Below are 22932 nucleotides of genomic sequence, written 5' to 3'. Positions count from 1 at the left end.
CATGACTGAACCGTCCTTAAAGCCCGATCAGTCGGGCTTTAAACTTCCCATTACATATCGCGCTATCCCCGCAAAATATCTTTTTTTCTGCGGTTTCTTTCTTTTCATGCTGTGGGTGACGTTTTACGCGGCAGAAGATGTGAGCTCTGGCGTCATAATTATGCGGCTCATATTTGGGCTTGGCGCGATAGTTTTGGGCGTCCAAGCCCTCCCGAATGCGGCTTATTTGAAGTTAACCCAAGAGGGTTTTGAAACGCGCGCTCTATACCGTTCGCATTTTGTGAATTGGTCAGATGTGGAATCCTTTGGGACGACCCGCATTGGAAAAAAGAACCTGTTCTCTTGGAAAAACAACTTTGTCAGCGTGAATATGAAAAATTCAAAAATACCTATCCCAGGGGCCATCGATCCGATGAGTTGCAACCCGCAAGAACTGGCAGATTTCATGAACGCTCTGCGCAATGAATATGGCTAAGTCTTAGACTCGCTTGTCTTTAGCTCTTTGGCGCCCACCGCGCGATGCTGCGCGTTCAAACAATATTCCGCGCTCGGTTATCAGGATGATCGTCAGGGACAATAGACCCAACCCAACGAAACCAAGCAAGATTGGCGCAACGGAGCCGTCAAATCTTGAGCTGACAAGATAGCCAAACCCGCTGGCCACAGTCGTTGTTGAGAAGCCGTAAACTGCACTGGCCGTTCCCGCGACCTTGCCCTGTGGCTCCATTGCGATAGCGGAGAAATTCGCGCCGAGCATACCAAAGCAAGCAAATGTCAGGGCAAAGAGCGGCAGGAAGTAGATCAGTTTCTCACCCGCATATGTCATCACGAGGAAATTCGTGAAGGCCAGCAGCGTAAATAAGATCAGCACGATATGACTGATGCGGCGCATCCCAAAGCGCTCAACGATCATCGAATTTGCAAAGTTCGCCACCGCCAAAGTGCCCGCAATAATCGCAAACCAAATCGCAAAGCGTTTGCCGACACCGAAGACCTCGTCAAAGATTTGCTCTGCGGCGGCAATGAAAGCGAACAACGCGCCGAAAATCACGCCGCTCGCCGCCATGTAACCAAAGGTCATACGGGTGGTAAGAACGGATTTGAAAGCAACACCCGCGCGCTTGAAGCTTAGCTCGCTGCGGTCTTCGGGCTTGAGAGTTTCGGGTAGGCGCAACTGCACCCAAACTAAAATCATCAGCGCCGCAATGCCTAGCACTCCGAACATCCACTCCCATCCTGCGACCATCATCACGCCCTGCCCCACGGCAGGCGCGATAATCGGGATGATCATAAAGATCGTCATAACAAGCGACATGATCTTAGCCATGCCTCGCCCCGCCGTGAGGTCTCTCACGATTGAAACGGCGATGACACGCACGCCAGAGGAGAAGATACCCTGTAAAAAGCGCATCAGCAGCAGCAAAGCAAAGCTATGCGTCAACATGCAAGCTAGGCCAAAAATGGCGTAAAAGACGAGGCAGATACGCAACAAATTCTTGCGCCCAAATCTGTCTGAGATCGGCCCAAAGAGTAGCTGCGGTGCGCCAAATCCGATGAGATAGCTGTAGAGCAGCCATTGCTGTTGATTGCCCGTCACGCCGTAATGCTCGCCGATAATGCCCATGGCGGGCAGCATGATGTCAATCGCAAAGGCGTTCAGCGCCATAAGAGAGGCGACCATGCACACGAATTCCCAGCGCGGCATAGGCAGCTTGATCGAGGCGGATATGTTGGCAGGAGCGGTCATAATGTGAACGGGGCTATGCGCCTCCGCCCATCGCCATGCAACACCAAATTAAGGAGGCTCTGTCTGCAGATATGCAACGATTAAGGCAGTAAGGCGTAGATTTACTAAGCACACCAGGAGAGATATATGAGCGATTTGAAATTACCCCACAACACACTTGTCGTTGTCGCATCAGGCGAAGAAGCCAATTTATTTCGGATGAAAGATGGTGGATTACGCAGCTATGGGCATTGGACACCGGGTGATCTGGCCGATCAAGGCCCATCTGGCAAAACCCCGCCCGATATGTCCGACCAAGAACTGAACGAAGCAACCTTCTCAAAAATCATCGCAGAGAAGCTCTATAGCATGGCGCATGCTGGCGACTTTCAGAAACTTGTTTTGTGCGCTGATCCTAACACGCTCGGCGAAATACGACCGCTACTCCACGACGAAGTAAATGCAAAAATGCTGCACGAAGTCGACAAGACACTCATCAATAGCAGCATTGACGACATCGAAAGATCAATTTCAAAAGCCATTGATTAGGAACCAAATGCCGCCACATGCATTGATTAAATACAACACACATGAAGGAGAATATTATGGAAAGCGAACACATCAAAGGTGCAGCCAACAAACTTGCTGGTAAAGCAAAACAAGCTGCAGGCGACGCGCTTGACAACAAAGAAATGCAAGCCAAGGGCAAAGCCCAAGAACTTAAAGGCAAAGCTCAAGACGCGATTGGCGACGCCAAAGATCGTCTCGAAGACTAGTCTATAAAAACTAAGTTACATTACAAAAGTCTGGCACACTCCACGAGTGGCTAGCATCTCGTCTGGCGCCTTTTATAGGTTTGCCAGCAAAATGACCCGCCCCCTCAGCGCCGTGAGGCTGGCGGGTTTTTTCGTGCGCGATTACTCGATAAAGTCAGAGATATCTTCGAGTGGCTTTTTAATCATTGCATGAGCCGGCACGTGTGCATCGTCGGCGGGGTAACCGACCACCATCAAAACGAATGGCTTTTCATCTTTGGGACGTCCGCAAATATCGCGCAGGAAGCCCATCGGGGCTGGCGTATGCGTAAGGGTGCCAAGTCCTGCATTGTGCAGCGCTGTGATCAGCATACCCGTTGCGAGCCCCACAGATTCCGTGACGTAATAATTCTTCTTATCCTGCCCCGCTTGCTCTCCGCCGCGACGCTGCGCGAAAACAGCGATCAGCCACGGCGCCGTTTCGAGGAAAGGCTTGCTCGCATCTGTGCCGAGCGGCGCGAGCGCATCAAGCCATTCATCAGGCGCTTTCCCCCCGTAGAACTCAGCTTCTTCCGCCTCTGCTGCCACACGTATCTTGCGCTTCATCTCTGGATTAGAAATTGCGACGAAATACCAAGGTTGATGGTTCGCGCCAGACGGAGCGGTTGCCGCCGCTTTAATGCAAGTCTCGATTATATCGCGCGGCACAGGTGTATCAGCGAAATCACGAATGGTGCGGCGGGACGAGAGTTGATCCAAAACCGCTTGCGCCCGCACGCGCATATCGGCCTCCGAAACTGCCTCATACCCCATCAGCGGCACAAGCTCCGCACTCATATTTGCGTCCAGTCGAGTATCACCTTCCCGGTCTTCCCCGTCTCCATGAGGTCAAATGCTTTCTGGTAATCCTTGGCTGCAAAGCGGTCTGTAATCATCGGGCTCATGTCCAAACCGCTATCCAGCAATGCCAGCATTTTATACCAAGTCTCATACATTTGCCGCCCGTAAATCCCTTTGACGGTCAGCGCCTTGCCGACAATTTTGCCAAAATCGACAGGGAAAGGCTTAGACGGAATTCCCAGCATCGCAATGCTTCCGCCCATTAACATCGTGTCGAGCATCTGATTAAAAGCTGGCTCCGCACCGCTCATCTCTAGGCCAACATCAAAACCTTCATTCATACCGATTTCAGACATGACGGTTTTCAGTTGCTCGTTCAAAGTGTTGACCATGCGCGTGCGCGGCGCGACTTTGCGAGCAAAATCTAACCGCCAATCATTGACGTCCGTTAGAACGACGCGTCGTGCGCCCGCTTTCTCAGCCACCGCCGCTGCCATAATCCCGATCGGGCCAGCGCCAGTGATCAACACATCTTCCCCGACCAGATCAAAGGCGAGCGCAGTATGCACAGCATTGCCCAGCGGGTCCATAATCGCGGCGATCTCTAGCGGGAAATCGTCTTTTAGTGGGATAACATTAAACTCTGGCAGTGCGAGGTATTCTGCAAACGCGCCAGGCAAGTTGACGCCAATGCCTTTGGTATCTGGGTCTAGGTGAAACTTCCCCGCGCGTGCATTGCGAGAGCGTGTACCGACAACATGCCCCTCACCCGTGACGCGCTGCCCGACTTTCACGCGCCGCACAGTCGAGCCAATCTTTGCGACCGTCCCGCCATATTCGTGACCCACGATAAGGCCGATGGGCACATTTTTCTGCGCCCATTCATCCCAGCGGTAGATGTGCATATCCGTTCCGCAAATCGCGGTGCGCTCAATTTTGATTAAAACTTCATCTGGCGCGATCTCTGGAACAGCCCGTTCTTCGAGCCACAACCCTTTTTCGGCTTTCGCTTTAACGAGGCATTTCATCGTATCGGTCATATAACGCCCAGCTCTTTGCCGACTTTAGTGAAGGCCGCGATGGCTTTGTCGATGTGGTCAAATGTATGGGCGGCACTCATTTGCGTGCGGATGCGGGCTTGGCCTTTGGGGACGACAGGGAAGAAGAAACCAATGACGTAAATCCCCTCATCGAGCAATTTTGCCGCCATCTCCTGCGCGACATTCGCATCGCCAAGCATGACGGGAATGATCGGGTGTTCGCCTGGCGGGATGGTAAATCCTGCCGCTGTCATGCCGTCACGGAATCGTTCGGCGTTTGAAAATAGCTGGTTGCGCAGATCATCGCCGTTGGTCGCTATATCAATCGCCGTTAAGCTCGCGCCAACCAATGACGGGGCTAACGAGTTAGAGAATAAATATGGCCGCGACCGCTGCCGCAGCATATCGACCACACTTTGGCGCGCACAGGTAAAGCCGCCCATCGCCCCGCCTAGCGCTTTGCCGAGCGTGCCCGTGAGTATGTCCACGTCGCCCTCAACCCCTCGAAACGCTGCTGTGCCGCGCCCGCCCTCGCCCAGAAACCCTGTGGCGTGGCAGTCATCAACCATTAGCAAAGCGTCATATTTCGTCTTCAGCGCCACGATCTCGTCCAGCTTTGCAATCGTGCCGTCCATGGAGAACACACCGTCTGTTGCAATCATAACATGCCTCGCCCCATCAGCGCGAGCCGCTTTCAGTTGCGCCTCTAAGTCATTCATATCGCTCGTTTTATAACGGTATCGCTTGGCTTTACACAGGCGGATGCCGTCAATGATGGAGGCGTGGTTGAGGGCGTCTGAAATGATCGCATCTTCTGGCCCCAGCAGGGGTTCGAACACGCCGCCATTGGCATCAAAACACGCCGCATAAAGTATGCTGTCCTCAAAGCCGAGCCAGTCGGCAATCTTCTGCTCTAACTCGCGATGCTGCCCTTGTGTGCCGCAGATAAAGCGCACGGATGCCATGCCAAAGCCGTGTTCCTCCACCGCGCGTTCAGACGCTTTGATCAGTTCAGGACTGTCAGCCAGGCCGAGATAGTTATTGGCGCAGAAATTGATAACCTCGCGAGAGGTGCCGTCTTCGGTCACCACAATGTCTGCGGCTTGTTTACTGGTGATCAAGCGCTCGCGCTTATACAGCCCGTCCGCCTCTATCGTCTGGAGTTCAGTTTTGATGTCAGAATAAAAAGTTTTGCTCATAAGGTGTTTTAGGATGAACCTGTCGCAAAATCATGCGTTAATTAAGCCAATGACGAAAACAGTTTCCAACTACTCTGATATTGCCGACCTGAAAGCGCGTATTCGTGCCTGCACGGTCTGCGCAAAGAGCCAATCTCCCCTGCCCGTCACACCAAATCCAATCGTGCGCGGGACTGCTCAATCTAAAATCCGTATTATTAGCCAAGCCCCTGGCAATCTGGCGCATCAGAGTGGTGAGCCGTTTTATGATCCCTCTGGCGCGCGCCTTCGTGAATGGCTTGGCGTCAATTCGGCCACGTTTTATAATGAAGATAATTTCGCGATTACCCCGATGGGGTTCTGCTTTCCAGGTTACGACAAACACGGGGGCGACTTACCGCCGCGCAAAGAATGTGCGCCGCTATGGCAAGACCCGCTGACCGCACATTTACAGGGAGTTGAACTGACGCTGCTTGTGGGAATGTATGCGATGAAAGCATATTTAGGCCGCGACGCACATCGCACGCTGACAGAGACGGTGCGGCATTGGCGTGATTACGGCCCAAATGTCATGCCCCTGCCGCATCCGAGTTGGCGCAATAATGGCTGGATTAAGAGACATGACTGGTTCGGAGAAGCGTTGGAGACGCTAAAACGGCGCGTCGATGATCTGGTCTTGCGACAGGACGCGGAAGGCTGACTTTGTGATCTTACCGCGCTGATCCACCGCCGACAGTTGATAAAACCCCGGCCCGTCTGGTCGCCAGATATAGCCCTCCCGCTGCTGCGCTATCGGATCGCCGTTCACATAAACCCGCGCGGGGCCATGTGAAGTTTCAGCGAGGATCGTCACACCGCGAGATTTTTGCCCGAAGTCTTTGACTGCGATTTCTGCATCCTTGGCGGGGAAGATAATCTGCGGGCCAATATCGTCAGGCGTGGAGACACGGTCATGCCGCGCGGACGACTCCACTTGGCGGATGGCTTTTACTTTGGGCACGTCCAATTCGCCGACTATTTCAAACATCAAAGGCGCCGCCGCTTTGCGACCTGTTACGCCTGGGCGCGGGGCGCCGTCAGGGCGGCCGACCCAAACCACGACTGTATAATCCCCAGCAATGCCCGCCGCCCAGCTATCGCGGAAGCCGTAAGACGTGCCTGTTTTATAAGCAATCGCGGGACGTCCTTCGAGAATATCGCCGGGAATATGTCCCTCTGGCACGGGCGCTTTCGCCATGACTTCGACTAACTCATTAGCGGTCTTGGCAGTCAACAGGCGCACCATGCCGCCAGCCTCTTGATCTTTATGCCAACGGAGAGGCCGCGCTTCCCCGTCATTGGCCAGCGCGACATAAAGCGATGCCAGATCGAGCGCTGTCATACCTGTGCCGCCCAATGCGAGAGCGAGGCCCGTGTCTGGATTTTCCGACCGCGTCTGCGATAGCTTCGCCCCGCTCGCCATCAGCGCAGCTTGCAGTCGCCGCCCGCCCACATGGTCCAGCACTGCGACAGCGGGGATATTGAGCGAGTGTTGTAACGCTTCCGAGACGGTTACATCTCCGTGATAGCGGCGGTTAAAATTCTCTGGCTGGTAGCTGCCAAAACGCGAAGGGGCGTCTTTGACGAGGCTGTCAAACGCCAAAATTCCGTCGTCCGCACCGAGTCCATAGACAAAGGGTTTCAGCGTTGACCCGGGCGAGCGAACGCGGCGCGTCATATCTATCCAACCGCCGTCATGGTCGCGAGCGCCAATGGCGGCATGTGCGCGGATTTCCTGCGTCGCGTTATGCACAATAACGGCGGAAGCATTGACCGTTTTGGGGTAGCGCGCAACGTAGCTTTCCAAATGCCGCGACAGCGAATTTTGGATTACACGGTCAATGTAACTCGCCGTTTGTGCGCCCGTCTTCTCCATGTAATGCGCAGACAGCCACGCATTTTGCGGCAGCTCTGATCGGGTCAGCGGGATGGGCGATGTCTTGGCCTCATTTGCCGCTTCCGCACTCAACACCCCCGCCCCTTCAAGACGGGCAAGGATGCGGTCACGGCCGCGCTTAGCGTGAGCCGCTTGACGGTCAGGGCGGCGAGCTTCGGGCGCTTGCGGGAGCGCGATCAGCAGCGCAATTTCATCAGGCGACAAGTGACGCGGTGATTTGCCGAGATAAATCCGACTGGCGGCTTCGATGCCCTCAATATTGCCACCATAGCTAATCCGCGTGAGATATTGGGACAGGATTTCGTCTTTGGAAAAATGAAGCTCAAAGCGCAGCGCTTCAAAGCTCTCAATAACTTTAGATCGCAATGTGCGCGGGCGCGGCTTATATTGCCGCACAAGTTGCATGGTAATTGTTGACGCGCCAGAGACGATCTCGCCTTGCTTATACCAGTCTTTCGCAGCCCGAAAAATGGCGGGTATATCGACACCGACATGGGTTGCGAAGCGGCGATCTTCGATCTGGACTAGCGCTTCGATAAAGGCTGGGTCAATGGTGTCGAGGTCGGCTGGAAAGCGCCAACGTCCATCTTCTAGCGCAAACGCTGTCAGCCACGCGCCGTGACGGTCGAGCACGACGGGCGAGACGTCCGCTAGCGCCTCATCACTGACAGGGCTCTGCGCAAAATAAATCGCGCCTAGTGCCGCGACGCTTATCCCGACCCCATAGGCGATTTTTCGCCAGCGTTGCATTTAGTTGGTCGCGCCCTGCGTGATGGTCAAGCGTGATAATCCCGTCCGCGCAAAACGCTCTGGACGATACATGTCTTCGACCATCGCGCCAGGGAAGGCAAAATCGCCTGCCGTCACGGCGCGCACTATATAGGCGGTGCGAACAGGGCTGCGATTATACCAGCGATAGGTCTGCGCCGAAGCGACATATCGGTCATCGCGGGCTTCGGCCAGATCGAGTTTGGTCAATTCACCGAGCCATTCATAGGCTCCGTTTTCGCCGTCTTCACGCGTCCCGTCTTTCGGGCCAAGCACGGTCTCAATCTCAAAGCCTGCGGGCAGGAGATCAGAGATGACCAGCATGGAGCTACGGCTAGCTTTCGGGTTGGCTTCAATCAAAATGATGGCCCGCTCGCCGTGTTTGAGGGTGTTTGCAGCCATTGCTTTTCCAGTCATGTCATAGACGGTCTTGGAAAGCGTGAAGCCTTCCTCTTTGGCGGGGGTGCAGTTTTGGGCGAACCGTGAACCGACACGCTAACCCAGACGGGATCGCTGCCCGTATTGGTGATCGTGCCTTGGGTCGACGGCGAAACGACAGAGGACAGCGCATTATTGGACAATGTCAGACCGTCCGCTTTCACTGACACATCGCCCGTATTCGCCTTCAACTTCGCCATGGCTTGCACCAAATAGCTATTCTCTTGCGTGTTCGTGCGAGAGGCATCGAGCCCTGCAAGGGATTTGATGACGCGGGCGGTCACACCCTCTGGCGCAGTATTGCCCGCAACAGCCAACACAGCGGCGGCGTTGCGAATATCGGACGCATAATAGTCATCCTCATCTGCATCGCCGAGCTTCGTTTCGGCCAGACCGTAAGCGAGTTTTGCGCGACGCATATCGCCCATGCCCTCCAAAGCGGCCCCAAGATGTGCCAATGCGAGCGGTGAGCGCATCTTGTCTGCAAACTCGTCATGGACATAGCGGATGGCGGCAATATCGCCCCGCCCACCTTGGACCAAGTTATAGTGCGCATAGGCCGCCCGCTCCGCGCGCAAACGATCTTGCGATTGATTGCTGGCCTCGAAATTCAGGTTGAGCGAGGTGTAATACTCCATGCGCGACAATTTCTTGGCTGCATTGAGCGCCTTCTTCAGCGCGTCTTCAGGCACATCAAATCCACGGGAATCCGCCTTGATCAGGAAATCTGTGACATAGAGCGAAAGCCAAGGGCTCGCATTCCCGTCTCCAGAACTCCACAGGCCGAACGCCCCATCTGCATCTTGGCGAGCGACCAAGCGGATGATCGCTTTCTGCACTTGGCGGCGTTGCTCGACATTGCTCATGCCCTCAATACCGCCCAGTTCTTCCACAAAGACAAGCGGCATGGCGACACTCGTGGTTTGTTCCGAACAGCCGTAAGGATAGCGGCGAAGGGCGGCGAGGAACGGTGCGGGTGTCAGGCCCGGCAGCGTATCGACGCTCAGTGAAAACTCCGCTGATCCCTGCAGAAATCCTGCAAAGCTGTCTTGATCCAGCGTGTAGCTCTCATTCGGCGCGAGGCGTGTGAGTTGGTAATCCGTCACGTCACGATATGGGGCGCGTGTCTGGATCGGATATGTCGATGTCAGCGTATAATTCTGCGGACCTTTGACAGATAGCGACAAGGTATCAATGCCAAGCGCCCCGCCCGTTATCGGAATAATCGCTTGGTCGCGCTGGCCTTGGGCCAGATCAAACGCGGCTGTGCCGTCATCAATCGATAAAGTCTCCGCGCTTATACTCGCGAGATATTCCCCTGCGCCGCCGTCAAGATTATCCAGCGCGACTGTCGCAATCGCTTTATCGCCTGGCGCGAGAAAACGCGGCAGGGCCAGATTGGCAGGCACAGCGTCACGGACTTTCATCGGCTGTGACGCACTACCAATCGCAGTTTTGCTCCACGCTGTCGCCATGAGGCGCAACTCGCCGTTAAAATCTGGTAGGACCACGGGGATGGAGGCACGACCATTTTTCATCGGGACAAGCCCAGAGAACAGCACAACAGTCTTGGTTGGCACAACGGTCAGTCCCGCCCCGCCGAGGCTATCGCCGCCCTGACGGATTTGCCCGCCCGCTGCGAAAGGATCGAGGATACGGGAATAGTCGTCGCGCACGTCCAGCGTGAACGCTTTTTTTGGAAAGTAATGTCCGGGCGCGTCTGGGGATGGATATTTCGTGATTTGCAAAATGCCTTCATCGGCGGCGGTCAGCACGACATAGGCTTTCTCCCCGCGCGGGAGGTTGTTTGCACTCACGCCGATATTGATGGTCTGGCGCGGGGCAATTTTATCAGGCGCTTGGATCGCAACTTTTAGCGTCTGATCGCTGCGGTCCAGCGAGATATGCGCGAGGCCGACAGCACGTTTGGGGGCTGCGCCCTCCTCACCCATCGCAGTGTAGAGCGTGACCATCGCATAGACGCTTTGGCCCCAATCTTCACTAAACGGGAGCGAAATTTCAGAGGCGCCAGCGGGAATATCAATCGCCTGCACGGACTGCACCGTGTCATTGGCGATTACCAAATCTCCGCGACCTGCATAGGGCGCGTTGAGCGTGATGGTGAAACGCTCGCCGGGTGTCATATCTTTGGATGGTGCGCCGATTTGGATGCGGTCTGGCGCGTCCGTTGTGGAATTTCCGCGCGACCAGCCTACGCCAAAGCCGTAGCTGGCGGTGCCGTCATCTGTCGTCACGTCCAAGCGGTATCGACCATAGCCCAGTTGGCGGGACCACTGCGCGGGGGCGTCTACACCGATTTGGATTTCGCCAGAGGTGACAGGAATATCACGCACATCGCGGCGGTAGCGCCAGCGGCCATATTCACGGTACCAATGGTAATCATAGTCTTCCTCGACCAATGTCCATTCCACAGTTTTCGCCACACGCGCGCCCGCCGCATTGACCGCGATTAGGCTGATTGGGACGGGTTTGGATTTATCGGCGTAGTAATCAAAACCAGGCTTGATCCCGACATAGCTGTCTTGAGACCGCACGGGGATGAAAATGCTATCGCGCACAAATCGTCCGCCTGGCTCGGCTACGCCCGCTGTAACGAACGCTCGCAATGGATGGGGTGAGCGAAATTCGGGGCCGTCAATATCGAGCGCCAATTCGAAGGCACCTGCGTCATCGGTCAAGCCTTCGTCGAGCATGACAAGCTGTTCTTGATAAGCTTTGTTCACGTCGCCGAAATTATAGTCTTTGAAGTCAGGGAACGGATTGGGATCAATTTGGATGCGAGCTTCTGCTTCAGCGGCCAGACCACGCCCAGCGGCCCCATAGAGAAATTGCGCATCCAGCATGATCTCACGCTTTTCGCCGATACGGTAAGGTGTCTCGTCCGCTTTGATGCCGAGGCGTAATTTTTGCGGGACGAAGTCTTCGACACCGAACTGGATTGTGCGGATCGTACCCAGACCTTCTGCGTCAAACCCGATAGACCACTGCCCGCGCGGGGCGTCATTTGGCACATCATAATCGAGAACGACTCCGCCCGCCGCGTCGCTGCCTTCAAAGACTTTGCGCGAGACTTCGGAGCCATTGGGCTTGCTGATCGTGACTGTTACTGGACGGTCAAAGCTGGCGCGCGCGGTTGGATCACGCATGAGCGCGGTCAAATGCACAGTTTCGCCAGGGCGGTAGACGCCGCGCTCTGTAAAGGCATAGACGTCAATCGGCGCGGAGCCTGTGCGGCCTGTTACGTCCAGCGCGGTCAAGTCCAGTGGGCTGCGCGATAAATCTAACACGGCGTAGTCACCATTCTCGGCATAGGCCATAATCATTTTTGGCGTCAGCGCGCCGCCGCCGTCGAGCAGGGCCGTCGCGAAGAACGCCCGACCATTGGCGTCTGTGATGATCTCGGCGAGCTTCTCATTATTCTGCGCGACCAGATCAAGGCGCACGCCGCTTTGCAAACGCGCGCTGTCGATTGAGCGCACAGACACCGTTAGGCCGGACGCCCCGCGATAGCTCGTCAACGCCATGTCGGTTGAGATAATCCAGCGCCACGCACTCGCCACGCGCGTGCCGCCCCCGCGGCCTGCCTCCACGTCTTCCGTGTGGCGTTTCGCTTCGATGATATAGGCGCCAGGGCCTTTATCGGTGATCTTATCTTGCAGATCAAAAGCGGTCGTAATCATTTTGTTGCTGACGCTTTGCACATCCAACTTACCAGACCAAACTTCGACCCGCGTGCCCCATGCATCAGAACCGTAGCTATATTCGCCTTCTAAAGCCCCGCCGCCGCTATTGGGCGATGTCTGAGTCAGAATACGGTGATTGACGCGGTAGAGCGTCAGGTCCATTGCATCGACATTCATGGAGGTAATTCCCAAAGCGCTGCGATCTGTGCGCGGCAGAATGATGCCCTCGCCCGTAAAACCGATAAAGGCAGGTTTATTGCCAAAGGTTACTTCAACATCGCGGCGAATTTGCAGCTTCGTGCCATTGACGGCTTTTAGGCCTGGCAGAAGTGCCACATTATATTCTTTCGCGTAATCTAATCCCAAGACACACAAATCACTGTCGGAAATTGCGAGGGAGAACGGCGTCTTTGGCGTGATCTCGACGTAGGACTTCAAGTCCACTTCGGCACCAGGTTGAAGGCGAGAGGAGAACGTAAAACACGCTTGGCTCTGATCGCCGAGGTCTCGCGCCTCCCAGCCTGAATAAGATAGCACTGGATCAGATTGGGTTTCTGTTGGCGCAGCGGCGTCGCGCGTATTGCGAGGGGTCGGCGTAATACGGAGGTCTTCCACTGCGCTGGGCGGGGCGCTGTCAGTCACTTTATTGGCACTGCGGCGCGGCGCATCATAGCTGCCTGAATACAGCGTGTAGCCAAGCCACCCCGCGAGTCCAAAAACGCCGATAAACCCTAAAAGCCCTAGAAAAAATTTACGCATAACACGCCCCTCAAAAACGACTTGTCTTTTGTTACAGTGATTCTTGTCTGGATTGGGGCGCAAAAAAGTGAATGTCGCGACGTTATTATGGCGGTCATAATCTATTAACCATGATCTTTGACCCATTTTTGACCACATCTCTAAACGTGACCGAAAGTCCCTTCCGCTACGGTGGTTTTTCACCTGGGCTGAACCAGGGTAACTTTGGGAACTAAAACATGTCTTTTAAAAAACTAGCACTTGCTGGCGGCGCGGCCGCCATGCTGATGGGTAGCACGGCTTACGCGTCTGTTATCGACCGTCCATTCTTCCAAGTCCTCGGCGTTGTTGTCGTCTGGGGCGGCACTGATACGGCTGCCAATTCTGGCACAGCCCCTGTCGTGTCTGACTTTGTCTTGCTGACACCAGCGTCTGGCACTGCCGGCGCTGATTTGATCGCAGGCGACGTCTATTCTGTTGTCACTGGCACACTCGACCCGATCCCAGGATCAGCGACTGCCGTTGGCGCAGCGACATTTGATCCAGTGACTGGCGAAACATCTGGCGGCGTCTTCACAGATGCAGGCACAGTTGGCGTCCTCGACGCAGCAGACACACTGACAGCTTTCGGCATCGACGCCGCAACTGACATTGGTGGCGGCTTGGTCGGCACACATAATTCTAGCTTCTACGTTGCGTCTAACGCCGCGTTCAACATCTCAGCGACAAGCTCTGCTTTGGCTGCAAATGGTGACTTCGCGTCCATGAGCTACGACAATATCGCGCTTGATATGTCCATCACGCCAAGCGGCACGGACGGAGGCTTGGCTTTCGGTTCAGCTGCACAGGTTCCTGGAACAGTAGTGACAGGTGAAAACCTCGGCACACTGAACGCCGCGCCAACAACTGTTATGACAGGCACGCAAAAAACAGCTGCAACTGTCGGTACATTGGCTGAGCAGTCAGTTCGCATCAACAGCGTTTACACGCTGGACGCCGATTCAGCGACAGCTGGTGTGCAAGGCTATGACCTCTCAATGGGTGTCGGCACTTTGCAAGCGGACGTCACTTACACAGTGTTCGTACCGTAAGCTAACCGCTTAGACTTAGAGTTCACGCAGATCTCGGGAAGAGGCCGCTCATCATGAGTGGCCTTTTTCTTTGGCCGCACATCAGCACGAGTGATGGCCTTTTTTGGGAAGTTAGGCGTTAGAGGTTCGGCTTGCCGAGCTTGTCGCGATATTCCCAACGCTGAATTTCTGTGATGACGCAGGAAATCCGAAATTCAATATTTTGGACTGCCACATCGCGCGCGCCCGGGCGGTTACCCGCGCCCACTAATACTTCTGCCCGTTCGCATAAATCCGCCAGCCGTATAGCACCAACGGCCAATGCCGAGCCTTTCAGCGAATGTGTCACCGCTTCCCAAATTTCGTCATCGGCATCCGCAGTCAAAGACCGCGCCCACATATCGACTTGATTTTGGAACATGCCAAACACTTCGCGGGTCAGCTCAGCATCCTTGCCAACATATTGGCGCAAGTGATCAAAATCTATTTCGGGAGAATCGTCGGACATATAGATTTTCTAGACATTTTCATGGCTTATGTTACCCCCAAATCACATATCGCCCGTTAGTTTTATCCAAGAGAGTTCTATGTCCCACCTCAATTACTTCGCACAGACCAAACTCGGCAATTCCAAATGGTGGACGTGGCCGCTTGTATTTTGGTGCATGTTAATGACATGGATCATCGGCCAAGTCATTTTGACATCTGGCTTTGGCAGTATTGCAACAGGCATTGATCCCGAACTTGGCACGGCATTTAACGACGCCGCTATGGCTGGTTTTGCAGATGTCGATATGGCGCGTTTTGGGTTTTCAACCCTTGGCTTTTTGATCTCATCAGTCTTGGCCTTCGTGATGTTGTTGATCAGCTATAACACGTCAGGCACGGCGCAGCGCGTCACGGGCATCATTTGCGGAATAGGTGTCGCGGGCACATTCATTTCGCTTTACGGCCTCGCGCCCATGATGTCAGGCGGCGAGGCGTTAAACGCAGTTTTCAACCAGTTATTGGGCCGCAGCCCGCTAGCCTATGCCCTCATGCTGCTAACCTTCCCTGGAGCGCTTGTCGGCTTGTATTTGGGTTATAAATTCATTCATAAACGCACGATTACTGCCCTTCACACAGGCTTTGCGAAGTTCCGCTGGAAGCGCACTTTTACGGCGTTCTTTGTTATGTGGGGCGTATTGTTCACCGCAGGCATGGGCCTGAGCCTAGCCACAGGTAACGCGCCGAGTTTCGTCTTTGATGCTGGCATGTTTTTCAAATACGCGCTGATCTCGCTGCTCTTGCTGCCGATCCAATCCGCGACGGAGGAGATCATCTTTCGCGGCTATCTTAACCAAGGGCTGATCCATTTTTTCAAAAATAAGTGGGTCGCTTTTACGATTACGAGCGCCCTGTTCATGGCCATGCATTTGGCCAACCCCGAAGCGTTGGCAGGGGCAAAAGACGGTATATTGCCGATCGTCATGAGCGGTTACTTCTTCTTTGGGTTCGCCGCCTGCCTACTGATCTTGATTGATGACGGGCTTGAGTCTGCGATTGGGGTGCATGCGGGGAACAACACCTTCGCGGCGCTGTTTGTGAACTACGAGAATTCCGTCCTGCCAACACCGTCTATTTGGCAAGTCAAAGCAAACCCTGTCATGGATTCGATTGCGACCATCGTGATCTTATCGATTGTCGTCGCGATCATGTGGTGGATCAATCAGCGGCAGAAGAGCGCCCTAGCGGCGTAAAGCCTCGCGGCCCGCTTCGGTCAGGCGACAGACCAGCCAGTCCGGTTTCATCGGATTGGCAAACCACGGCTCGCATAAACCCTTCTGGATACAGGCCCGCTGCACTTTTGGATCAATGCGTTGCCCGCTTAGATCAAATAACGGCAGCTTCGCGCCTGACTGTGATAGCCCTGCCCGCAAATAGTTCCGCTCGTCCTCAGATAGGCGCGCACGGTCGCGCGCCGGAGTATTCCAGCCCATAATTAATTCCCATTCACCTGTCGGGTGAGCCGTCTTCGCGGCTTTCCCCTGAACAATTCTCATGTTACAGCAAAGGTTAGAAAATTCGGTTAAACCACCGTCAGCACTATTTTAAGATTTGAAAGAGGCGAGACTTGTCCGACATTACGAAGAAAATCTTTTCCATCGAGCCAGACATTGCCGACGTCGTTCAGAATATCGACGCAGAGCCCGTCAAGCATGTTGAGGCTCCGATTGTGCGCCCTAGCGCGACGCCGCCGAAAGCTGATCCGGTGCCAGAATTCATCACGCGCGACAGGCCCATGTTTGCCAAGACCACAACTGTGCCAGATGAACCAGCGACAGCGTGGATCATGTGGACGGGGATTTTGCTTACATTTGTTTGGATCGCGGCAGTCGCAACCTACGTTTTTGGCGTTGCAGGACTAGGTTCATCCATGGAGCCGATGGCTCTGACGGGATTAATTATGGCCGTGTTGTTGCCCGCAATCCTCATCACCCTCCTCTGGATGAGTTGGCGACGTCTAGCGCAGATGACGTTTGAGGCGCAACGCATTGCAATCGTTGCAGAAACTCTGACCCGTGCCGATGACGTCGCGCTCGGCACAACGCAGAACTTGGCCAACGGAATTCGCGCAGAATTGGCCGAAGTTGACAAACGCCTCGCTAAAACAGTTGATGATTTCTCGACCCTCCAAGTCAATATTTCCGCCGAAAAACGCGCGATTGACGAAGCAGGACTGTCCTTATCAGAAAGGGCCGAGGATGTGGGCCGCAATCTCACCCTCCAACGCCAAGCGCTCGAGTCAATTTCGGGAACATTCGATAGCAAAATGGAAACGCTGACCGCAGCGATTGAGCGTCAAAGTCAATCCCTGACCGACGCAACCCAGCAAGCCAATACCAATATCGGCACGGCGACAGAGAAGCTCGCCAAGACGACAGGGGTTGTTATTGAGGCAGGCTCTGCGTTGGAAAGCAAGCTATCTGGCGCCTCTGAGACAATCGCGAGTAGCGAAGCCCAGATCAGTATGTTGAACACAAAGCTCGCCGAGATGATCGCCCGCCTACAAGAAGAACAGACCAAAATTCAGTCAGAATTGACGCTGCAAGTCCGCGAGATCAACGAGGCCTCGGAAACCGCCACTCAGAGCGCAGAGCTTCTGATGTCATCTCTTCGCTCAGGTCAAGATACGGTATCTGCGCTGAATACGGCCTCGCTGACGACGAATGAAACCATCAATCAGCAATTCTCCGACATGGGTGACAAGATCGCGGAAGCGCAGGTCAAAGCCAATGACATTTCTGACAAAGCGGCAACACGTGTGCAAGAAAGCCTAGCGGAAACGCGCAAAGATCTCGCCAAATTGGAAACCGATATGTTGGCGCTACAAGCCAAGTTGCGCAATGCTCGCACGAAAAGCGAAGAGCTTGATCTTGGCCTGCCACCACAACCGCAGCAGCCAGATGCTGGAAATGGGCGACTGCGAATTACGCCGCTTGAGACCGATTTCCCGCCTGTCGAACCACCGCGCATCGTGCCAGAGCTGCGTGGGCCGCAGACTGTCGATATGCTTGACCCCGATATGATTGTGGAACTGCCTGACGAAATCCCAACGGATGGCCCGCTGAATTTGGGTGCAGACATGCTCATTGCGTCCGCCGACGATGAAATAACCTCGTTTGAGCCAGACGTTTTGCGCCGCCCTGCCCCCGTGGCCAAGGGATTTGGCCGTTCGAAGAACAAGGATAAGGGCGGCTGGCGTTGGCGGGATATGCTCGGCGGGCTAGAGCGTCCTGACCCTGATCCTAATTCAGAGCAGAGCGCCTCTGACATTGTGAAACCGCTCTTTGGCGAACCGCTGAGTGCGCCAGAACCCGCCCCTGCAGAACCCGCGGTCAATGGCGGCGATATTGTTGCAACGCTCTGCCAGCTGCAGCTTGCCCCTTCTGCGATTGTCGATGACGGCACGATCATCGAGGCGTCAAACGCCTTCGTCAATCACGGTGTCGAGGCGATGCAAGCCAATGTTGCCAAGCGCTTACAAAGCCCCGCCGAGCATTTGCGCCACGAACTCCGCGCCAATCCGAGCATGCTGCAAGCGTTTCAGGATTTCACCTCTCAATACGCGGATAAGCTCAGCGATCTGCCGCCTCTGCCCGCCAATCTCCGTGCGGAACTCGGCACTGCGCATGGACGGGCTTTTCTCATTTGCGCGGCAGCGTTTAGCTAGTCATGGAGACACCAGAACAAACTGCCCGCTGGCAAGCCCAGACAGCAACCGAGGCTGACCAAGGGGAGCGGCTGGATAAGTGGCTCTCGACTTGGACAGAGCTGTCGCGCTCGCGCTTACGCGACTTAATTGAGGGCGGCCATGTGCGCGCAGACGGCGATATAGTCGTTAAGCCGACCACGAAAATTCGCGCCGATATTGAATATGCTGTGCAAGTGCCACCGCCTATTGATGATACACCCAAGCCCGAAAATATTCCGCTCGATATTCTCTATGAAGACGACGAACTCATTGTGTTGAATAAGTCCGCTGGCATGACCGTGCATCCTGCACCTGGCTCGCGCTCTGCCACGCTGGTCAACGCGCTGCTCCATCATTGCGAGGGTAGCTTATCAGGGATTGGCGGCGTCATGCGGTCCGGCATTGTCCACCGCCTCGACAAAGACACCTCTGGCGTCATGGTTGTTGCGAAGACGGATCGTGCGCATCAATATCTTTCGAAACAATTCGCCAAGCATACGATAGAGCGCGTCTATGTCGCCCTCACCCGTCATTCGCCCAAGCCGCGATCTGGCACTTTCATCAGCCGTATCGCCCGCGCTGAAAATGACCGCAAGAAACAAGCCGTGGTCAGAGGCACTGTCAATAATATCGAGTTTTCGGACCATGGCCGCCACGCGATTACGCATTACAAATATCTGCGCGGCTTTGGCCAAGCGCAAAATGCCTCTATCGGCACACCCAAAGTGAGCCAGATCGAATGTCAGTTGGAGACGGGACGCACGCACCAAATTCGGGTGCATATGGCCCATCTCGGCTGCCCCCTGCTCGGTGATCCGCTTTATGGCCATCAGCGGGCATTTCTGACCCAAAAAAGCGAGCCAGAATTGCGGCTGGCCGAGGCGATTTTGACGCTTAAACGCCAAGCCCTGCACGCGCGACTGCTCGGCTTTCGCCATCCTGTGACAAAGGAAGACATGGTATTTGAAGCCCCCATTCCGCCCGATATGCAGAACCTGATCGACATTTTGGAAACGCTCCCAAAATAGACACCCCTTTAGACGTTACAAAAAAGCTAAGTCGGAACCCTTTAAACCGCGTATCCGTAGACCTATATATGGCCACTGGAGGGTCCAAATATGGCTGACACAAAAACAACATTACCGACAAAAGCGGCGACAAAGACTGCAACGAAAGCGGATGCGAGCTATTCTGGCAATATGAGCCTGTCGGTAGCGTTGTCGCCAGAGCAAGGCCTCAACCGCTATTTGCAAGAGGTTCGTAAGTTCCCGATGTTGGAGCGCGATGAGGAATTTATGCTGGCCAAACGCTGGGTCGAGCATCAAGATTCTGAAGCGGCGGAAAAGATGGTGACATCGCATTTGCGTCTCGTGGCGAAAATCGCAATGGGCTATCGCGGCTATGGCCTGCCGATTGCGGAGGTCATTTCTGAGGGCAATGTCGGCCTGATGCAGGCCGTCAAGAAATTTGATCCTGATAAAGGCTTCCGCCTATCGACCTATGCAATGTGGTGGATCAGGGCAGCTATTCAAGAATATGTCTTGCGTTCTTGGTCCCTCGTGAAGATGGGCACCACGGCGGCACAGAAGAAATTATTCTTTAATCTCAGACGCTTGAAAGGCCAAATGAAAGCAGTTGAAGAAGGTGATTTGACGCCTGAGAACCTCGAAAAAATCGCGACCAAGCTGGGCGTGAAAGAGACAGAAGTCACGTCGATGAACCGCCGCATGTCTGGTGGCGGCGATGCATCTTTGAATGTGACGATCGGCGGCGAAGACGGGTCTGCGCAGTGGCAGGACTGGTTGGTCGACGAAACAGATAGTCAAGAAGACCAACTGGCCGAAGATCAAGAGCATGATGCGCGCATGGATTTGCTGCAAACAGCAATGGCAGATCTGAACGAGCGGGAACGCGATATTATCGCCAAACGCCGCTTATCTGACAGCCCCATGACGCTGGAAGATCTGGCGGGCATCTACAACGTGTCGCGTGAGCGTATTCGTCAGATCGAAGGGCGTGCGTTTGAGAAGCTGCAAGAAGCCATGCTAAAAGCTGCGGGCACGGCGGGCTTGATCGAAGGTTAATTCGGAACAAAAGTCTATCTCCTCCGTTGGTTTAGTAACTAACATTTAGAGGAGATAGACATGCAAATTTATGAACGCCTAAAAAAAGATCACGACAAGCAACGCGATCTCTGTGACGCCATTAAAGCCACAGGCGGTGATACGGAAAAGCGGAACAATCTTTGGAAAGAATTGCGCATCGAGCTAGAAGCGCACGCGTCTGCCGAGGAACAAGCTTTTTATTCTGAATTGATGAAAGAGCCAGACGGCACAGACGAGACGCGTCACGCGGTCGAAGAGCACCAGGAAATGACAGAGATGATCGAAGTCCTTGATAATCTTGATATGGACGCCGGCATTTGGATGAAGAAATTCGAAAAGCTCGCCCATAAAGTCATTCATCACGTGGACGAAGAAGAAGCTGAATTCTTCCCGAAAGCCAAAGAAATTTTCACGAAGGAAGAAGCCAAAGATATGGCCGAAGAATTTGATGAACGAAAGCCTGCGGAAGTTAAAAAACAGTCCGCCGCATAATATATAGAATGTGATAACTGGCCCTATTCCCCTTCGGCCTAGCCACATATTGACCTGCTTCTGATTTTTCGGGAGCAGGTTTTTTTGTGCGCACCACACGATGTGATCACAAGGTCGGGAGATCGCAGCGCCATTAACCGCTCGATAAGCCTTTTCCGTCCATAATAGGGCAAATTCGACTGGGAGCTTTTATGTCTTTTTCAACTACAAAACGCCTCATGGCTGGCGTGATCGGAAGTGCTTTGCTCGCCGCCGTGTCCTACGTCCCGCTGGCCAATGCTTTCGGTGTAGGCGTACAACCGTCCACTGTTGAAATGACTATCAAGCCAGGCGACCGTCAACGCCAAGTCGTAACCGTCGGCAATGTCCACAAGACAAAAACGATTAGCCTGACCATGGGACTCGCGGATTGGACGTTAGATAAAGATGGAAAGCTCGTGCTGGATGCCCCTGGCGATACGGATCGCTCGAGCCGCCGAATGGGTGCGTTTCTCGCCCGCTTCCGTCACACTCAAACCCGAAACCAGCCAAGATATTACAGTTGAAATCAGCGCGCCCTATAAAATCGAACACAAAGGCGATCACCGTTTTGCGCTGCTCGCCACGACCATGCTGCCAGAACTCAATGAACGTGGCGAGACATCGGGTGTGTGGAACCGCTACCAGCTAGCCTCGCTCTTTTATCTCACCCTCACCCCGTCCGAGAGCTTGCCCGAAGTCACAAGTGTAGCATTGAATCCCGCCGACAAATCCATCGTCACTATGCAAATCAAAAATGAAGGCGACGCCCATGCGCGCTTGCAAGGCAAAGCCTACGTCAAATCAGCCGCAGGTGAAGTCGTCGCAGAGACGCCGCTTAACGCAGTCGTGCTAGATGGCGGTGAGCGGACTTATAATGTTAAACTCGAAAATATGGCGGAGCTTGAGAGCGGAAATTACAAGATCGACTTCGATCTGAATAATAGCTTCGCGCCGCAAAACAAATTCCGCGCCATGGATGTTGACGTCCAATCGATTGAGTATGTCGCTGAGTAAATACATATACGGGGCGGCCCTCGCCCTACTCTGCTCTCAACCTGCAGCGGCCAGCTTTCTGGACGAAGATTTCTGGTGCCGCACTTATGGCTGTGCTGTCGTGCATGACGGGCAGAATTACGATATTTATGACAACTGGCAATTCGCGACGAATAGCTGCTGCGTGCCCATTGGTGGGCAGATGATCGATTACTATATCCGCGCAGGGAATACGAACATCACAGGCACCACAGATCGTGCCGTGGGGTGGGAACCCGGTAGCGACGAGAGCTTCATGCTCGGCATTACCCAGGACGGCAGCACGATCGACGCGACAGCTTTTGATGACGGCGACGGTTACCTCGATGCGGGTGATACATTCGGGGCGTTTACGCTCAACCCGCTAACCGATGTTCGCCTGGCGGGGTCAGGACGGCAATATTCGCATAGCTTTTTCATCACCTCCTACCGCACACGCTTCTCGCTCCGCGCCCTCGCCTCGATCACGAATGCGACGGGTGACTTTGCGAATACGATCCAGCTCGGTGATATTAAGCTGACACCGAGTTTCTCAGAGAGCGGCAATGATGGCGGATTTGAATATGGGGCGCGCGCGAACACTTCGCAAATTCAGATCGTCAGCGGGATTGACGACCTCGGCGATCTCTCTGGTGTGCCGACGCAAATCATGAATTTCGGGCGGCAACAGGGCATCCGCCAGCGCAATGGCAATATTGATGAGCAGACCATCCGCCTCGATTTTCTCTACCAAATGCCCGACTATGATATGTCGATGGGTACGGGCAGTTTAAATGTCGATGTCGTTTTCGATTTCTACCGCGAGCCATAACTTAACCCTCAAATGTCGCATAGATTTGTGCGCAAAATCCGCTA

The 22932-nt window shown here is 54.4% G+C and carries 22 protein-coding genes; 13 read left to right on the top strand and 9 right to left on the bottom strand.

The window, feature by feature from the left end:
• Position 1 precedes the first annotated feature (1 nt).
• Positions 2–475, top strand: coding sequence for a hypothetical protein (locus tag AB8615_RS05090; RefSeq protein ID WP_409433842.1), 474 nt, complete (start codon positions 2–4; stop codon positions 473–475).
• 3 nt (positions 476–478) lie between these two features.
• Here the strand turns inward: AB8615_RS05090 and AB8615_RS05085 are convergent, their stop codons facing one another.
• Complete coding sequence (locus tag AB8615_RS05085) at positions 479–1747, bottom strand: multidrug effflux MFS transporter (RefSeq protein WP_409433841.1); 1269 nt, start codon at positions 1745–1747, stop codon at positions 479–481.
• 126 nt (positions 1748–1873) lie between these two features.
• On the opposite strand from AB8615_RS05085, the gene AB8615_RS05080 reads away from it, so the two are divergent.
• Both AB8615_RS05080 and AB8615_RS05075 read left to right on the top strand, forming a co-directional pair.
• Entirely contained in the window at positions 1874–2275 is a 402-nt protein-coding gene (locus AB8615_RS05080) for a host attachment family protein (RefSeq protein WP_409433840.1), read from the top strand.
• 56 nt (positions 2276–2331) lie between these two features.
• The gene (locus AB8615_RS05075) at positions 2332–2502 is read left to right on the top strand and encodes a CsbD family protein (RefSeq protein WP_409433839.1); all 171 of its coding nucleotides are present in this window, start codon (positions 2332–2334) and stop codon (positions 2500–2502) included.
• Positions 2503–2643: 141 nt separating this feature from the next.
• Here AB8615_RS05075 and AB8615_RS05070 read toward each other — a convergent pair whose 3' ends face one another.
• Genes AB8615_RS05070 through kbl form a run of 3 tightly spaced genes read right to left on the bottom strand, consistent with a single transcriptional unit; the run spans position 2644 to position 5560 of the window.
• Positions 2644–3318: a nitroreductase family protein gene (locus AB8615_RS05070; RefSeq protein WP_409433838.1), complete on the bottom strand. Its 675-nt coding sequence runs from the start codon at positions 3316–3318 to the stop codon at positions 2644–2646.
• A complete protein-coding gene (gene tdh, locus AB8615_RS05065) occupies positions 3315–4349 on the bottom strand; it encodes an L-threonine 3-dehydrogenase (RefSeq protein WP_409434133.1) in 1035 nt (344 codons plus the stop codon). Before tdh ends, AB8615_RS05070 begins: the two co-directional genes overlap by 4 nt.
• 8 nt (positions 4350–4357) lie before the next feature.
• On the bottom strand, positions 4358–5560 hold the full coding sequence (gene kbl, locus AB8615_RS05060; protein WP_409433837.1) for a glycine C-acetyltransferase: 1203 nt from the start codon (positions 5558–5560) through the stop codon (positions 4358–4360).
• Positions 5561–5573: 13 nt separating this feature from the next.
• Here kbl and AB8615_RS05055 point away from each other — a divergent pair, with 13 nt between their 5' ends.
• A complete protein-coding gene (locus AB8615_RS05055) occupies positions 5574–6239 on the top strand; it encodes a uracil-DNA glycosylase family protein (RefSeq protein WP_418152885.1) in 666 nt (221 codons plus the stop codon).
• On the opposite strand, the gene pbpC is transcribed toward AB8615_RS05055, so the two are convergent.
• Genes pbpC through AB8615_RS05040 form a run of 3 tightly spaced genes read right to left on the bottom strand, consistent with a single transcriptional unit; the run spans position 6189 to position 13144 of the window.
• A complete protein-coding gene (pbpC, locus tag AB8615_RS05050) occupies positions 6189–8225 on the bottom strand; it encodes a penicillin-binding protein 1C (RefSeq protein ID WP_409433835.1) in 2037 nt (678 codons plus the stop codon). The two genes, AB8615_RS05055 and pbpC, sit on opposite strands and share 51 nt — an antisense overlap.
• Positions 8226–8645, bottom strand: a complete 420-nt coding sequence (locus AB8615_RS05045; RefSeq protein WP_418152883.1) for a hypothetical protein — start codon at positions 8643–8645, stop codon at positions 8226–8228.
• A gap of 11 nt (positions 8646–8656) precedes the next feature.
• The gene (locus tag AB8615_RS05040) at positions 8657–13144 is read right to left on the bottom strand and encodes an alpha-2-macroglobulin family protein (RefSeq protein ID WP_418152881.1); all 4488 of its coding nucleotides are present in this window, start codon (positions 13142–13144) and stop codon (positions 8657–8659) included.
• A 218-nt stretch (positions 13145–13362) separates the two neighbouring features.
• On the opposite strand from AB8615_RS05040, the gene AB8615_RS05035 reads away from it, so the two are divergent.
• On the top strand, positions 13363–14214 hold the full coding sequence (locus AB8615_RS05035; RefSeq protein ID WP_409433833.1) for a hypothetical protein: 852 nt from the start codon (positions 13363–13365) through the stop codon (positions 14212–14214).
• A gap of 118 nt (positions 14215–14332) precedes the next feature.
• On the opposite strand, the gene AB8615_RS05030 is transcribed toward AB8615_RS05035, so the two are convergent.
• Positions 14333–14701, bottom strand: a complete 369-nt coding sequence (locus AB8615_RS05030) for an Hpt domain-containing protein (RefSeq protein WP_409433832.1) — start codon at positions 14699–14701, stop codon at positions 14333–14335.
• A 79-nt stretch (positions 14702–14780) separates the two neighbouring features.
• Between AB8615_RS05030 and AB8615_RS05025 the strand changes: the two genes are divergently transcribed.
• Positions 14781–15932 carry a CPBP family intramembrane glutamic endopeptidase gene (locus AB8615_RS05025; protein WP_409433831.1) on the top strand — a complete coding sequence of 384 codons (1152 nt, stop codon included), beginning with the start codon at positions 14781–14783 and terminating at the stop codon, positions 15930–15932.
• Here AB8615_RS05025 and AB8615_RS05020 read toward each other — a convergent pair.
• Positions 15921–16235 (bottom strand): hypothetical protein, encoded by a 315-nt coding sequence (locus AB8615_RS05020; RefSeq protein ID WP_409433830.1) that lies wholly within the window; start codon positions 16233–16235, stop codon positions 15921–15923. The genes AB8615_RS05025 and AB8615_RS05020 overlap by 12 nt on opposite strands.
• 71 nt (positions 16236–16306) lie before the next feature.
• Between AB8615_RS05020 and AB8615_RS05015 the strand changes: the two genes are divergently transcribed.
• From AB8615_RS05015 to AB8615_RS04985, 7 genes are all read left to right on the top strand, one after another.
• Positions 16307–18406, top strand: a complete 2100-nt coding sequence (locus AB8615_RS05015; protein ID WP_418152877.1) for a hypothetical protein — start codon at positions 16307–16309, stop codon at positions 18404–18406.
• Between the two features lie 2 nt (positions 18407–18408).
• Positions 18409–19455, top strand: a complete 1047-nt coding sequence (locus AB8615_RS05010) for an RluA family pseudouridine synthase (protein ID WP_418152875.1) — start codon at positions 18409–18411, stop codon at positions 19453–19455.
• Between the two features lie 171 nt (positions 19456–19626).
• Positions 19627–20511, top strand: a complete 885-nt coding sequence (rpoH, locus tag AB8615_RS05005; RefSeq protein WP_409434132.1) for an RNA polymerase sigma factor RpoH — start codon at positions 19627–19629, stop codon at positions 20509–20511.
• Between the two features lie 60 nt (positions 20512–20571).
• Complete coding sequence (locus AB8615_RS05000) at positions 20572–21024, top strand: hemerythrin domain-containing protein (protein WP_409433827.1); 453 nt, start codon at positions 20572–20574, stop codon at positions 21022–21024.
• 191 nt (positions 21025–21215) lie between these two features.
• Positions 21216–21569 carry a hypothetical protein gene (locus AB8615_RS04995; protein ID WP_418152873.1) on the top strand — a complete coding sequence of 118 codons (354 nt, stop codon included), beginning with the start codon at positions 21216–21218 and terminating at the stop codon, positions 21567–21569.
• On the top strand, positions 21508–22059 hold the full coding sequence (locus AB8615_RS04990) for a hypothetical protein (RefSeq protein ID WP_418152871.1): 552 nt from the start codon (positions 21508–21510) through the stop codon (positions 22057–22059). Before AB8615_RS04995 ends, AB8615_RS04990 begins: the two co-directional genes overlap by 62 nt.
• Positions 22046–22888 carry a hypothetical protein gene (locus AB8615_RS04985; protein WP_409433825.1) on the top strand — a complete coding sequence of 281 codons (843 nt, stop codon included), beginning with the start codon at positions 22046–22048 and terminating at the stop codon, positions 22886–22888. Before AB8615_RS04990 ends, AB8615_RS04985 begins: the two co-directional genes overlap by 14 nt.
• Positions 22889–22932: the final 44 nt, after the last annotated feature.

The sequence above is a fragment of the Litorimonas sp. RW-G-Af-16 genome, assembly GCF_048319245.1.
Lineage (GTDB): Bacteria > Pseudomonadota > Alphaproteobacteria > Caulobacterales > Maricaulaceae > Litorimonas.
The sequence above is the reverse complement of the archived record's forward strand: the minus strand, read 5'-3'. Positions and strand labels throughout refer to the sequence as shown.